The following is a 14,383-nucleotide window of genomic DNA, read 5'->3' on the forward strand; positions in this document are numbered from 1 at the left end:
CCCATGCGCTCCATCCTGCTCGCCGCCGCGGCCCTGATCGCCAGCCCCGTCCTCGCGCAGGACGCCCCGTCGTCCCGGGGCGCGTCGAGCAAGGCCGACGACATCCCGCCGCCCAACCGTTCGGTCACCCGCCACACCGGTACCTTCGGCGGGCAGAGCGTCGCCTACACCGCGATCACCGGCGAAACCTATCTGAAGGCCGACGACGGAAGCCCACGCGCCGCGATCTTCTCGACCAGCTACATCAAGGACGGCGCCGACCCGCGTCGCCCGGTCACCTTCCTGTTCAACGGCGGTCCGGGTTCGGGATCGGTCTGGCTTCACATGGGAGCGTTCGGCCCGAAGCGGGTCGCAATCCCGTCGGATGCCAAGGACGACGGCGCGCCGCCCTATCCGATTGTCGACAACCCCGATTCGCTGCTCGACGTGACCGACGTGGTGTTCATCGACCCCGTCGGTACCGGCTTCAGCCACGCGCTGGGCAAGACCGACCCGAAGGACTTCTACGGCGTCACCCAGGATGCGCGCTCGATCGCCCAGTTCATCCGCCTGTGGCTGAACGAGCATGGCCGCTGGAATGCCCCCAAGTTTCTGGGCGGCGAAAGCTATGGCACGACCCGCAGCGCCGCCGTGCTCAACCAGCTGGAGGGCGCGTACAACGACGTCTCGCTGAACGGCGTCATCCTGATCTCGACCGTGCTCGATTTCGCCGCGGGCGCCGACACGCCGGGCAACGAAATGACCTACATCCTCAACCTGCCGTCGATGGCCGCCACCGCGCGCTTCCACGGCAAGGCGGGGGCGGGCACGCAGACCGAGGCTTTCGTGGAAGAGGCGCGCCGCTGGGCGACCGGTCCCTATGCTTCTGCGCTGCTGAAAGGCAACGTCATCGATCCGCAGGAACGCGCCACCGTCCGCCGTGACCTCGCGCGTTTCACCGGGCTCAGCGAGGCCTATCTCGAACAGGCGGACCTGCGCGTGACGCCATCGCGCTTCTACAAGGAGCTGTTGCGCGACCGCGGGCTGACGGTCGGCCGGCTCGACAGCCGCTACACCGGTCGCGACTTCGACAATGCCGGGGAGACACCCGACAACGACCCCAGCTTCTACGGTATCGACGGCGGCTACACCGCGGCGATCAATGCGTACGTCCGCGGCGACCTGAAATACGCGACCGACCGCAGCTATGTGACCATCGGCCAGGTCGGCCCGTGGGACTGGCGGCTGGGCGGCGGGCGCGACAACGACGTCTACATGAACGTCGCGCCGTATATCGGGAAGGCGTTGCGCGAGAATTCTGCCTTACGCATCTTCGTCGGCCAGGGCTGGTACGACTTCGCCACGCCCTTCTTCGCCGCCGAATATGCCCTGTCGCGCACCGGATACGACAAGAACCGCATCCAGTTTTCCTATTACGACGCGGGGCATATGATGTACGTCCGCGACGAGGATCGCGCGAAACTGACCCGCGACATCCGCGCCTTCATCCGCGCCCGATGATCGGCTCGCTCGTCTCCACCGCCCAATTGGCGGACCTGTCCGGCGTCCGCATCGTCGACGCGTCGTGGTTTTTGCCCGAACACGGCCGCGACGCCCGCGCCGAGTATCGTGCCGGCCACATTCCGGGCGCGCTGTTCCTCGACCTGTCGACCGCCAAGCCCGGCGCCGTCGCGATCGATCCGCACGCGGCCTATGTCGTGTATGACGACAGCCCGCTGAAGACGGCAGCCCGCGGCTGGTGGCTGCTCAAATCGTCCGGCGCGAAGTCGGTCGCGATCCTCGATGGCGGTCTCGCCAAATGGCGCGCCGAAGGCCGCTCGCTGGAGGCAGGGGAGGGCTCCACGTTCGGCGCTACGAAAGTCGCCCGCGTCGTCGACTCCCTGCGCGATAAGGACGACGTCCGAGCCACCACCGATCAGATCGTCGACGCCCGCTCGCCCGCACGCTTCGCCGGCGAGGAGCCCGAGCCGCGCCCCGGCGTCGTCCCCGGTCACATCCCCGGCGCCCGCAACGTCCATTACGCGACGATGTACGAAGCGGACGGCACCTGGAAACACGGCGACGCGCTCGCCGCCGCCTTCACCGCGGCCGGAGTCGATCTCGACCGCCCGATCACCACCACCTGCGGGTCGGGCGTCACCGCCTGCTCGCTGGTCTTCGGCCTCCACCTGCTTGGGCGCGATGCGGCGCTCTACGGCGGGTCATGGGCCGACTGGGGCAGCGACCCCACCACCCCCAAGGAAAGCGGAAGATGAGCGGCGATACCCCCGATGGCAGTGGCAACGGCACGCGGGTCGTCCGCGCCGGGCGACGGCCGGAATGGACGCAAGGGATCGTCAGCGCCCCCGTCTGGCGCGCGTCGACCATCCTCTATGAGTCGGTCGCCCATCTGCGCGCGAGTGCGGCGAAGGACACGCACCACCGCCTGTTCTACGGCCGCCGCGGCACGCCGACCCAGTGGAGCCTGGCCGATGCGCTAACCGAGCTGGAACCGGGGGCGGAGGCGACTTTCCTTTACCCGTCCGGCGTCGCCGCCATCGCCGCCGCGCTACTTGCCGTGCTGTCGCCGGGCGACGAACTGCTGCTGGTCGACAGCGCGTACGACCCGACCCGCAACCTCTCGAACGGCCTGTTGAAGCGGATGGGGATCACCACCCGCTTCTACGATCCGATGATCGGCGCCGGCATCGCCGACCTGATCGGCCCGAACACCCGCGCGGTCTTCCTCGAAAGCCCTGGCAGCCTGACGTTCGAGGTGCAGGACATTCCCGCGATCGCCGCCGCCGCCAGGGCACGCGGCGTGGTGACATTGCTCGACAACACCTGGGCGACCCCGCTCAGGCTGCCGGCGATGGCGCTGGGCATCGACCTGTCCATCCTCGCCTGCACGAAGTACGTCACCGGCCATTCCGACACGATGCTGGGGTCGGTCACCTCGACCGCGGAGCATTGGCCGGCTCTGCGCGACACCAGCTTCCAGCTCGGCCAGACGGTGTCGCCCGACGACGCCTGGCTCGGCAGCCGCGGCCTGCGCACCATGGCGCTGCGGCTCGATCGTCATGCGGAGAGCGCGCTAACGATCGCCCGCTGGCTCAAGACCCGCAGCGAAGTCGCCGCCGTGCTTCACCCCGCGCTCGCCGATTGTCCGGGCAGCGAGTATTTCCACCGCGACTTCACCGGCGGGGCGGGGCTGTTCGCTTTCGAACTCGCCGGCGGGGGCGAAGCGGAGCGCGCCGCGCTGATCGATACGCTGGACCTGTTCGGCATCGGCTATAGCTGGGGCGGATTCGAAAGCCTCGCGCTCCCGGTCGATCCGGCGCGCTATCGCACCGCGACGCGCTGGAACCGCGGGCCGCTCGTCCGACTCAACATCGGCCTCGAAGATCCCGCCGACCTGATCGCCGATCTGGAACGCGGGTTCGCCGCCTGGGCCGCCGCCGCGCGGTGAGGTCGGTCGAGGCCTGGCTTGCCCAGCTGGGGCTGGTCCGCCCCGGCGGCGACGATCTGGTGGAGGCGGCGATCGCGCTCGGCCTCGTCCTTCTCGCGCTGCTCGCGGGCTGGTACGCCGGCCGCCGGATCGGCCCGCCGCTGACCGAAGTATGGCACGACCGCGTCGGCGATGGCGGAGAAGCGGTCGAGACGCGGCTGTGCAGCCTCGTCCGCCACGGCACCGCCGCGCTTTTGCTGGCGATCGTCGCGCAGGGCTATCCGTGGGCAACTCTCGCCAGCATCGGCATCGGTGCCGCGCTTGGGGCCGCCACCGCGATGCTGGTGCTCACCCTGTTGCGCGCGGTGCGGCTGCCGTCGTGGATGGCGTGGACGGTCGGCGTGCTTGTCTTCGTCGCGATCCTCGGTCGCTCGGTCGGGGGCTACGAGCCGATCACCAGTACATTGGACGCTATCGGCATCGATGTCGGGCGGCGGCGGGTGTCGCTCTGGTCGCTGCTGACGCTGCTGCTGACCGTCGTCGTCCTGTTGGCGATTGTGCGCGTGATCAATCGCGCCATCGCCCAGGCGCTGGGGCGGACGAAGACGCTGGACGCGACCCAGCGCCTGCTGGTCCAGAAACTCGCCGGCATCGCGCTGCTCGTCACCGCCTTCTTCTTCGGCATCGACGCGCTCGGCATCGACCTCACCACCTTTGCGGTGTTCGGCGGCGCCTTCGGCCTCGCCATCGGTTTCGGGTTGCAGAAGACGGTCGGCAACCTGATCGCCGGCATCATCCTGCTGATGGATCGGTCGATCAAACCCGGCGACGTCATCGCGGTCGGCGAGAGTTTCGGCTGGGTCAACAAGATCGGCGTCCGCGCGGTCAGCGTCATCACCCGCGAGGGCAAGGAACATCTGATCCCGAACGAGATCCTGATGACGCAGGAGGTGGAGAACTGGTCCTTCTCCGACCGCAACGTGCGCATCGCGATCCCCGTCAAGATCGCCTATGACAGCGACGTCGACCTGGCCGAAAGCCTGATGGCCCGCGCGGCGAAGGAAAGCGGGCGCGTCCTGGACACGCCACCCTCCGCGGTATGGATGACCGCGTTCGGCGACTATGCGCTGGAATATGAGGTGCGCGTGTGGATCAGCGATCCCGAAGGCGGCGTCGGCAATGTTCGCGCCGATGTGCTGAAGCGCATCTGGGCGCTGTTCGGCGAGCATGGGATCAATGTTCCGGTGCCGCAGCGCGACGTGCGGCTGATGACGCCTGACGCACCGGTCAAACCGACCGAGGTCCGCCGTTCTGAGTAGAAGTCCCTAACCGGGACATTGTTAACTAAAGCTTCCGTTTATAACCGAGCATTAACTTCGATTAGGAGTGATCCATCAACTCGATTGGGGGGCTCCAATGAATATCGTTCTTCGTTCCATCCTTGCCACCAGTGCCGTCGTCGCTGCATCGTCGGTGCAGGCCGCGCAGCCGACTCCGACTCCGACGCCTACGGCACCCGCCTCGTTCGTGTTCGACACGACCACAGACGGCACGCACGTCGGCTCCGGCAACGGCAACGCGCTGATCTTCTCGGACAGCAAGAACGTCATTACGATGAAGGCCACTGGCTGGACCCGTGATTTCAACGGATCGTTCATCGCCAGCGAGATCGTTCCGTTTATCGATAACGGCCTCGGCATCATCCAGCCGGGCGAGGGCGGCAGTGGCGCCTATCACCAGATCGACAACGTCAACGGCTGGGAATTCGCCATCCTGCAGTTCAGCCAGGCTGTGTCGCTCCAGTCGGCGAAGCTCAACACCTTCCGCCTGTGGGATCGCAACTATGTCGACAACGACGCCTTCATCGGGTGGAACTCGTCGAACCTGTCGCTGGCCAACGCGCTGACGTCGGCGCAGGCGCGGGATCTGTTCGATACGCGCAAGGGCGGTTTCAACAGCGACAGCACGCAGTTCAACAGCAACCTCCAGACCTATTCGCGCCCGTCGACCGACATGTCGAACGTGTGGATCGTCGGCGGTTCGTTTGGCGGCCCGGACGGGCAGAACGACGCCTTCAAGCTGGCGCAGCTGACCGTCACCGCGGTACCGGAACCGGCGACCTGGGCGATGATGCTGATCGGCTTCGGCATGATCGGCGGCACGATGCGCTCGCGCCGTCGCGTGAAGGTCGCCTACGCCTGATGTGACCGTTCCGTCCGCGCGCCCTTGGCGGCGCGCGGACGAAGCCACGGCACCAGTTGCAATGTTGGACACGCTTTGCTCGAATGCGCGCTTTGCACGGTCGCCTGAACCGGTCGGCAAAGGTGACGAAAGTGGCAAAGGTGACAAAAGTGACGAAGGCTGACCGATAGAGCGCGGTATCGCAACTTTTGCCGGCCATTCCATCGCGCGGGTCGGCATCCTAGATAGGCGGACGTGAGCTCCGCCAATGTCACCGCCCGCATCGCCGACGGCGTCCGCGCCCTGTCGGCCGAGGATTGGGATGCCTGCGCCGGCCGCGGTAACCCGTTCGTCAGCCACGCCTTCCTCTCGATCCTCGAAGAATCGGGCTCCGCCACCGCGCAGGCCGGATGGCAACCGGTGCCGATCGTCGTCGACGGTGCCGATGGCCGGCCCGCCGCCGTCGCGCCGGCCTATGCCAAGAGCCACAGCCAGGGCGAATATGTCTTCGACCACGCCTGGGCCGACGCCTGGGAGCGGGCGGGCGGGCGCTATTATCCCAAGCTCCAGCTCGCCGTACCCTTCTCGCCGGTCCCCGGCCCCCGTCTGCTGCTGCGTGACCAAGCCGCTGCCCCGGCCCTGATCGCGGCGGTGGAGGCGGTGGTCGACCAGCACGACCTGTCGTCGGCACATGCGACCTTCGTGACGCCGGATCAGATCACCCTGTTCGAAGACGCCGGCTGGCTGGTCCGGCAGGGGACGCAGTTCCATTGGGCGAACCGGGGCTATGGCAGCTTCGACGACTTCCTGGCCGATCTGGCGAGCCGTAAGCGCAAGGCGATCCGCAAGGAGCGCGCCGCGGCGGTCGAGGGGCTGACGATCCGTCACCTGTCCGGCGCGGAGATCAGCGAGGCGCATTGGGATGCCTTCTGGACCTTCTACCAGGATACCGGCAGCCGCAAATGGGGCCGCCCCTATCTGACGCGACGCTTCTTCTCTCTGCTGGGCGAGCGGATGGCCGATGCCTGCCTGCTGATGCTCGCGGAACGCGACGGCGTGCCGATCGCCGGCGCGCTCAACCTCATCGGCGCGGACACCCTCTACGGCCGCTATTGGGGCTGTACCGAGGACGTGCCGTTCCTCCACTTCGAGCTCTGCTATTACCAGGCCATCGATGCCGCGATTGCTCGCGGGTTGGCGACAGTCGAGGCGGGGGCGCAGGGCGAACACAAGCTGGCGCGTGGCTATACGCCGGTCCCGACCTGGTCGGCGCATTACCTGCCGGACCCGCAGTTCCGCCGGGCTGTCGGCGATTTCCTGGCCCGGGAACGGCTGGCGGTGGAGGAGGAGCAGGCGTTCCTCGGCGAGATGACGCCGTTCAGGAAGGCTTCGTGAGCCGCGCCGCCCGGCGCTTGAGCAGGATTTCGCGGTACGGACCCCAGTCATCGATCGACAGCGCGGCCGGCGGGACCGAATGGTCGACCCGGAACAGCGCGCTCGTCCCGTCGCGCCACACCGGAACCAGCCCCTGTTCCAGCCTTTTGTCGTAATTGGGCGGGCTGATCAGCCAGACATAGTCGAAGGCGTCACGAGGAAACCGGACCAGGCTGATCGAAACCGGACGCCACCATTCGGTCGGGCACTGCGTCGTGGTGACGATCTCCGACGGGTCATGGTTGAACGGCCGGCCGGCCTGATATTTGACCGTCAGCAGCTGCGCGCCGGGCATCGACCATTGGTCGTTGGTATAGGCCAGGCGACGCACCATCGCCATGCCGGGCAGATGCTGGAGGCGCGTCATCGTCCACTGGTTGTAGCAGGTCTCCCCGACGAAGCTGACCAGCCGCGCGCCCCGTGGCAGCTTCTCCAGCGCGGCGAGTTCGTGGTCGTAGCTCTTGTCGTACAGCCAGTAGCTGACCGTCGTCGCGGCCGTCCGCGCCAGGAAGAAGGCGAGGCCGAACAGGGCCAGCACGCTGACGCTCAGCTGCCGCGTATTCGATCGCGGCCGGACGGCGAGAAGCGCGATCCCGATCATGAACGGCGCCAGCCGCATGTCGGCATAGGCTGATCCGAAGACGATCCGCGGCAGCACGATGAAGACTGCCAGCAGGAACAGCGCCGACAGGGTCAGGTTGCGCGAATAAGTGATGGTCGGGTCGCGGATCGACTTCAACAGGATCAGCAGCAGAACCGCGACAGAAGCGATATCGAACGCCATCCACCGGTCGCGCAGCACCATCGTCAGCCAGTTGACCTTGGCACGCCAGTTGAACCAGTCGCCGGTCTGGCCGGTGACGTGCCCGCCGCTGCGCCACATCAGCATCAGCAACGCTGGCGGTGCGAGCGGCAGACAGTGGATGCCGGCCATGAACCACGGCCGCACCCAGCGATCGACGACACCGCGCCCGGTGCTGCGATCATGTTCGCGGATCAGCTCGGCCGAGAAGGCGAGCACGCCCAGCACGCCCCAGCCGAACGTGTGACAGACCCACAGGAGCAGTCCGATCGGCACGAACAGGATCGCACGCAGCCGGAAGCGGCCGAGGCGGGCGAGGCGGAGCCACAGTGCGAAGGCGTTGAGCGCCAGCGCCATCGACAGCGCGAAATTCACGAAGCCGAACTGGAACGGGTAGCTATAGGCGAGCGGCAGGGCGAACAGCGCGGTCACGGGAATGCGCCCGTGCACCTCGCGCGCGATCCACAGATAACCGACCGCGGTCAGCGGTGGGATGGTCAGCACGATCAGCTTGACCGCCAACTCCAGCCCCAGGATCGGTGCCAGCGGCTCGATCAGCAGGTCGACACCCAGATTGCCGATCAGCTGCCAGCGGAAATCATACCAGTCGTTGAGCCACGGCGCGCTGTCGTGCGCCAGCTGCACGCGGTAGCGCGCCATATGCCCCGGCAGGTCGACCAGCGGGGCGATGTCGGGGATGAGCAGCGGGATCGCGGTGACGATCGCGACGAAGACGACGAACGCGCGGGTCTGCCACCAACGGAGCTGCGTATCGGGCGGCGTCTGCATCGGATCGTCCATAACGGGCAGACGGCGGTTGCGGCAAGCCGGGTCAGCGCGTCTCACTGCGGACTTCGTACAGCGTCGATCGCGGGTTGCGGAATATCACGCGCAGATCGCTCGGCACCGGGCCGTGCAGCCCGATCAGCCAGACATGATCGAAATAACGCCGGTCGAACCCGGTCAGCGCACGGTCGCGATCGGTGGTGATATATTCGCAGTCGGCCGGATAGACGAGCTGCGAGGGGTCGGTGCGATAGACGGGGTCAGCGGGTGACCGAATACGCAGCGATTGCTGGCCGGCGATCGCCCAGGCCCCGTTCTGGAAGACGTCGCGTCGCGCGACAGCCAGGCCGCCAAGGTGCCCCAGCCGGTCCGAGCGCCAGTCGGACGAACAGGGCTCGGCGACCAGCACCAGCACGCGCGCGGCCCGCGGCATGGCGGCGATCGCCGCCTCGGTCTCAGTCCAGACGCCGGCCACGCTCAGGTAACTCACTGTCGTCGCGATCATGCGGATGGCGAGGAAGGCGGCCCCGGCGGTGGCGAGACGCTGCGCTGTGCGTCGCGGCCGAATCCACACCGCGCACAGCAGGAGCGCGCAGGCGGGGGCGAGCAGGCGCATGTCGATATAGGCGCCGCCGATTGCACCATGCGGCAGGAGGAGGAACGCCAGCAGTAACACCCCGCCGGGCGCGGCGACGACCGGATCGATCCGCCAGTCACGCCGACGCAGCGCCGTCCAGATCAGCATGACGATGACCGCGGCGCTGGCGACGTCGAACCACCTCCACCGGTCGCGCAGCAGCGACGCGACGGCGCTGGCCTTCGTCGGCCAAACCCAGAAGGCGTCCAGTGGCGGCCCGTCGACGCCGATCATCGTGACGACAGGCGTCGCCAGCGGCAGGCACGCAATCGTCGCGCTCAGCACGGCAGCGCGCCAGCCGGCGTCGCGCTCCCGTGCCAGCATGACTGCGCTGGCCCAGGCCATCAGCCCGAACATGCCCCAGCCCGAGCTGTGCGCGATCCAGAGCAGCCACGAAACGGGCAGGAAGATCGCGCCGCGGAGCAACGGGCGGCGATCGAGCGCGATCCAGCCCGCCAGCGCCAGAAAGGCGAGCGCCGTCGACAGTGCGAAGTTAACAAAGCCGAGCGTGAACGCGTGATTATACGCCAATGCGCAGGCGAACCCCACGAGCGGCGGCGTCGCCCGCCCGCGACTGCGCCCGATCGCCCACAGTCCGGCGACGAAGCCCGCCGGGATCAGCATCACGATCAGCTTCGCTGCATGCTCGACGCCCAGCAACGGCGCGAGCGCGATGACCGGCAGATCGACGCCCAGATTGCCGATTAGCGACCAGTGGTATTCCCAAGCACGCTCAAGATCGGGCGACCGCGCGATCGTCGCGGCGATGTGATAGCGGCCGATGTGCCCCGGCAGGTCGTTGAGCGGTGGGATCGCCGGCCAGAGCAGCGGGAGCGTCACCGCCGCCATCGCCGCCAACAGCCAGCCGAGATCGCGGCGCGTTGCGGTCAACCCTGTGGGACCTTGACCCGGAACAGCGTGCGCGACCGATCGAGCGGGTGGAGCCATGACGGCACCGCGCCCGCGCCGATCGAGCCGGCCGGCGGACGCATGCCGCCGAACATGCCGGGGCACAGCGCGACGTAGCGGACATTCCAGCGCCGCGCGATCCGCTCCGCTTCCGAAGGGGAGCCGAGGAAGAAGCGGTACATCGCCGCATTGCCGGCGTTGTTGCGATGATAGGGGGCCGCGATCACCGAATGGGCGGTGCCGGCCAGGATGTAGCTGCCCGCGTCGATCCCTGTCATCACACGTCCCGGCGGCAGGGCGGCGAGGCGGTCGATCATCCCGGCGTCGCTACAGTCGATCCCGGTGGCCGCCAACGCGACCTTGGGGGCGGCAAACCCGGCGGCGAGCGGATAGCCGATCCCCGCGCCGGCGATCCACAGTGAAAGGACGACGGCGGTCCGCCCATGTGCACGCGCCTCGGCGAGCCATGCGGCGATCGGCACCACCGCCAGCGCCGCACCAACATAGGCACCGCGCAACTGGAACAGCGTGATCGCGAATGCGGTCGCCTGATAGGCAAGCAGCAGCCACCAGCCACGGCCGCCCCGCCGGATATGAAGCAATGTCGCGATCAGACCCGCGATCATCAGCCCGGCATAGCCGATCGCGATCGCCGGAGATGCCGAGAGCAGCGGCTGCGCCTCCCCGACCCGCGCCAGCCACAGCCGCGCGACGAGCGGATCGACCGTGCCATAAGGGCCGGATAGGCATGCGGTCGCCACTGGCCACGCCAGGAGCACGAGCGCGCCGCCTGCGACCAGCAAAAGCGCCAGCCGATGGCGATCGATACGGGCGAGCGCCGCCAGCGCCAGTCCGCCGGCCGCGGCATAGGGCAGGAGCGGCTGAACCGTGTCGCAGACGCCGCCGGTTCCGGTCATCGGCAGCAGCACGACCAGCCCGCCGGCCAGCGCCAGCCCGAAGCCGGCCTGCCGCCTGCCGTCGCCCCGCAGGCGTTCGACGACGACGATCCCGCTCGTCACGATCGCGAAGGGCAGGGTTTCCAGTCCGATCGCGGCCCCCATCGCAACCGCGCCGCCGATCACCGCGCCGGATGCATAGCCCGGTGCCGCCAGCAGCGCGCGCAACTGGACCAGCACCAGCAGCAATTGCAGCGCATGGTGGTCGATCCGGCCGGGCAGGAACAGGCTGGACGCCGGATAGGCGAGCGCGATCAGAACCGCAGCGGTCATGCCGGCCGACGGGGCCAATCGTTGGGTGAGGTCGCGTATGAGTACCAGCAGGGCGGCGAACTGGACGAGCGGCCAGAGGACGACTGCGGCGATCTCCGCCGCGGTAGTGCCGGTGAACGGCCGCACCAGCAGGATAACGGCGGCGGGAACGACATCGCCGATCCGCGACCAATGCATCGCGAGGCCACCGGCCAGCCGATGCTGCGACACGTCGGCGAAGCCCTGGCCGGCGATCCAGTCGCGAATCTGCTGCAACCGCATCGCGTCGTCGGTGTCGGGCAGCATCACCCGGGACAGCCGTTGCCAGTCCGCCAGCGTCCAGGCGATGCCGAGCAGCATCGTCACCGCGATCAGCGGCAGAAGGGGGCGCAGGCGGGCAACCATCGCGCCCGTGCTAGGGCGCGATGGTTAATACCCTCTCAATTCGCGACGATCAGCGGTCCCGCCGCCCCAGCAGGCGCAGGCGCAGCGCGTTGAGCTTGATGAAGCCCGCCGCATCGCGCTGGTCATAGGCGCCCTGGTCATCCTCGAACGTCACGACCTTCTCGCTGTAGAGCGAATGCGGCGACTTGCGGCCGGTGATGATGACGTTGCCCTTGTAGAGCTTCAGGCGGACGGTGCCGGCGACCTTTTCCTGGCTATAGTCGACCGCGGCCTGCAGCATCTCGCGCTCCGGCGAGAACCAGAAGCCGTTGTAGACCAGCTCGGCATAGCGCGGCGCCAGTTCGTCCTTCAGGTGCGCGGCGCCGCGGTCGAGCGTGATCTGTTCGATGCCGCGGTGGGCGAGGTGATAGATGGTGCCGCCCGGCGTCTCGTACATGCCGCGGCTCTTCATACCGACGAAGCGGTTCTCGACCAGGTCGAGGCGACCGATGCCGTGCTTGCGGCCGAGCTCGTTCAGCGCCGCCAGCAGCGTCGCCGGGCTCATCGCCTGGCCGTTCAGCGCGACGCCGTCGCCGCGTTCGAAATCGATCGTGATCGTCTCCGGCTGATCGGGCGCGTCCTCCGGGTTGACGGTGCGCGAGTAGACATAGTCGGGAACCTCGTCCCACGGATCCTCTAGCACCTTGCCCTCGGACGAGGTGTGCAGCAGGTTTGCGTCGGTCGAGAAGGGGGCTTCGCCGCGCTTGTCCTTGCTGACCGGAATCTGGTGCGCCTCGGCGAATTCGATCAGCTTGGTGCGGCTGGTCAGGTCCCATTCGCGCCACGGCGCGATGACCTTGATGTCGGGCGCCAGCGCGTAATAGCCGAGTTCGAAGCGGACCTGGTCGTTGCCCTTGCCGGTCGCGCCATGGCTGACGGCGTCGGCATTGACGAGTTTTGCGATCTCGATCTGGCGCTTCGCGATCAGCGGCCGGGCGATCGAGGTGCCGAGCAGGTAGAGCCCCTCGTACAGCGCATTGGCGCGCATCATCGGGAAGACGTAATCCTTCACGAATTCCTCGCGCAGGTCGTCGATGAAGATGTGCTCCGGCTTCACGCCCGCCATCTCCGCCTTGCGCCGCGCAGGCTCCAGCTCTTCACCCTGGCCGAGGTCGGCGGTGAAGGTCACGACCTCGCAATTATACTCGGTCTGGAGCCACTTGAGGATGACGGAGGTGTCGAGGCCGCCCGAATAGGCCAGCACGACACGCTTGATGGAGGAGTCGGTCATGGCCGGCCCTTTAGGACCCTAGGCGAGGCGTCGCAACAGCCGCGGTACGTAAGCCCCGAGCGCGCCGGCGCGATAGACGTAGCTGAGCGTCAGCGCGATCCAGACGCCGGTGTCGCCGTGCCCGCGCAAGGCCAGGTCGGTCGCGATGTAGAGTGCGGTCGCCAAGATGGCGGCGTTGCGCAAGCTCCGTCCTTCGGTCGCGCCGATGAAGATGCCGTCGAGCAGCCACGCCGGCATGCCGATGACCGGCAGGACGATGACGAAGGGCAGCAGCGCGAGCGCCTGCGCCTGGACGGCCGGATTGGTCGTCATGACCGGGATCGCCGTGGCCCCGCCGAACGCGATAAGTACCGCGAACAGGATCGCGGCGCCAAGCGAGAACTCGCCCGTCAGCCGGATCGCACGCAGCATCTGTGCGCGCGATTCGGCGCCGATCGCATGGCCGACCCGCGCCTCTGCTGTGAAGGCGAAGCCGTCGAGCACGAAGGCAACGAGCGCGACCGCCTGCATCAGGATCTGGTTGGCGGCCAGCGTCTCGGCGCCCAGCCGTGCGCCTGCATTGGCGAACCAGGCGAGCAGGGTTAGCAGCGCAACGGTGCGGATCATGATGTCGGCGTTGACCGCGAACAGCCGGGCCAGCGCGGCGCGATCGGCCACGCGCGCCCAGCCGATCCCGCGTAGTTGCGGCGCGACGATCGCCAATCCGACGAGCAAGGCGCTCCATTCGGCGATCGCGGTGCCCAGCCCGACGCCGCGCGCGCCGAGCCCCAGATGCCAGACCAGAAGGGCGCAAGCGGCGATGTTGACGAGGTTCATCCAGACCTGCAGCGCCAGCGCCGCCCGCGTCCGCCCCAAACCCAGCAGCCAACCGTTGATCGCAAACACCGCCAGCGCCGCGGGGGCGCCAAAGAAGCGGGCGGAAACATAGGCGCGGGCCGCCGTGTCGATCGCGGGACCGCCTGCGAAGATCGCGAAGGCGGCGGGGATCAGCGCCACCTGAAGTAGCGTAAGCGCCGCGCCCATGCCCGCCCCGATCGCCAGCCCGCGCGCCAGCAGCGCCGATACCTCGTCCGTATCGCCTCGGCCGCTCGCCTGCGCGGTCAGGCCGGTCATGCCCATGCGCAGGAAGCCGAAGCTCCAGAATAGGAAGCTGACGATCGTCCCGCCCAGCGCGACGCCGGCCAGCGCCGCGGCGTCGCCGGTTCGTCCGATGACGGCGGTGTCGACGATGCCGACCAGCGGCACCGTCGCCTGACCGAGCATGATCGGCCAGGCCTGGGCGAAGATCGCGCGGCGGGTGAGGGGCGGGGTAGGCGACATCGGC

The 14,383-nt window shown here is 68.0% G+C and carries 11 protein-coding genes; 6 read left to right on the forward strand and 5 right to left on the reverse strand.

Going from position 1 to position 14,383, the window contains the following annotated elements; all coding sequences use genetic code 11:
• Positions 1-3 precede the first annotated feature (3 nt).
• The 6 genes from ACFSC3_RS12380 to ACFSC3_RS12405 all read left to right on the forward strand — a co-directional run bounded on the left by ACFSC3_RS12380 (position 4) and on the right by ACFSC3_RS12405 (position 7,003).
• Positions 4-1,500 carry a S10 family peptidase gene (locus tag ACFSC3_RS12380; RefSeq protein WP_380940745.1) on the forward strand — a complete coding sequence of 499 codons (1,497 nt, stop codon included), beginning with the start codon at positions 4-6 and terminating at the stop codon, positions 1,498-1,500.
• Positions 1,497-2,255 (forward strand): sulfurtransferase, encoded by a 759-nt coding sequence (locus tag ACFSC3_RS12385; RefSeq protein WP_380940746.1) that lies wholly within the window; start codon positions 1,497-1,499, stop codon positions 2,253-2,255. The genes ACFSC3_RS12380 and ACFSC3_RS12385 overlap by 4 nt, the downstream gene beginning before the upstream one ends.
• The gene (metC, locus tag ACFSC3_RS12390; protein ID WP_380940747.1) at positions 2,252-3,448 is read left to right on the forward strand and encodes a cystathionine beta-lyase; all 1,197 of its coding nucleotides are present in this window, start codon (positions 2,252-2,254) and stop codon (positions 3,446-3,448) included. Before ACFSC3_RS12385 ends, metC begins: the two co-directional genes overlap by 4 nt.
• Positions 3,445-4,746 carry a mechanosensitive ion channel family protein gene (locus ACFSC3_RS12395; RefSeq protein WP_380940748.1) on the forward strand — a complete coding sequence of 434 codons (1,302 nt, stop codon included), beginning with the start codon at positions 3,445-3,447 and terminating at the stop codon, positions 4,744-4,746. Before metC ends, ACFSC3_RS12395 begins: the two co-directional genes overlap by 4 nt.
• 97 nt (positions 4,747-4,843) lie before the next feature.
• The gene (locus tag ACFSC3_RS12400; protein WP_380940749.1) at positions 4,844-5,629 is read left to right on the forward strand and encodes a PEPxxWA-CTERM sorting domain-containing protein; all 786 of its coding nucleotides are present in this window, start codon (positions 4,844-4,846) and stop codon (positions 5,627-5,629) included.
• Positions 5,630-5,863: 234 nt separating this feature from the next.
• Positions 5,864-7,003 (forward strand): GNAT family N-acetyltransferase, encoded by a 1,140-nt coding sequence (locus ACFSC3_RS12405; RefSeq protein WP_380940750.1) that lies wholly within the window; start codon positions 5,864-5,866, stop codon positions 7,001-7,003.
• Here ACFSC3_RS12405 and ACFSC3_RS12410 read toward each other — a convergent pair.
• The 5 genes from ACFSC3_RS12410 to ACFSC3_RS12430 are packed head-to-tail and all read right to left on the reverse strand — an operon-like array spanning position 6,987 to position 14,379.
• Entirely contained in the window at positions 6,987-8,633 is a 1,647-nt protein-coding gene (locus ACFSC3_RS12410; protein WP_380940751.1) for a hypothetical protein, read from the reverse strand. The genes ACFSC3_RS12405 and ACFSC3_RS12410 overlap by 17 nt on opposite strands.
• A 43-nt stretch (positions 8,634-8,676) precedes the next feature.
• Positions 8,677-10,158 (reverse strand): hypothetical protein, encoded by a 1,482-nt coding sequence (locus tag ACFSC3_RS12415; protein ID WP_380940752.1) that lies wholly within the window; start codon positions 10,156-10,158, stop codon positions 8,677-8,679.
• The gene (locus ACFSC3_RS12420; RefSeq protein WP_380940753.1) at positions 10,155-11,789 is read right to left on the reverse strand and encodes a hypothetical protein; all 1,635 of its coding nucleotides are present in this window, start codon (positions 11,787-11,789) and stop codon (positions 10,155-10,157) included. Before ACFSC3_RS12420 ends, ACFSC3_RS12415 begins: the two co-directional genes overlap by 4 nt.
• 49 nt (positions 11,790-11,838) lie before the next feature.
• Positions 11,839-13,059, reverse strand: a complete 1,221-nt coding sequence (locus ACFSC3_RS12425) for an argininosuccinate synthase (RefSeq protein WP_380940754.1) — start codon at positions 13,057-13,059, stop codon at positions 11,839-11,841.
• 18 nt (positions 13,060-13,077) lie between these two features.
• Positions 13,078-14,379, reverse strand: a complete 1,302-nt coding sequence (locus ACFSC3_RS12430; protein ID WP_380940755.1) for an MATE family efflux transporter — start codon at positions 14,377-14,379, stop codon at positions 13,078-13,080.
• Positions 14,380-14,383: the final 4 nt, after the last annotated feature.

Source organism: Sphingomonas floccifaciens (assembly GCF_042681125.1).
In the GTDB taxonomy this organism is placed as follows: Bacteria; Pseudomonadota; Alphaproteobacteria; order Sphingomonadales; family Sphingomonadaceae; genus Sphingomonas; species Sphingomonas floccifaciens.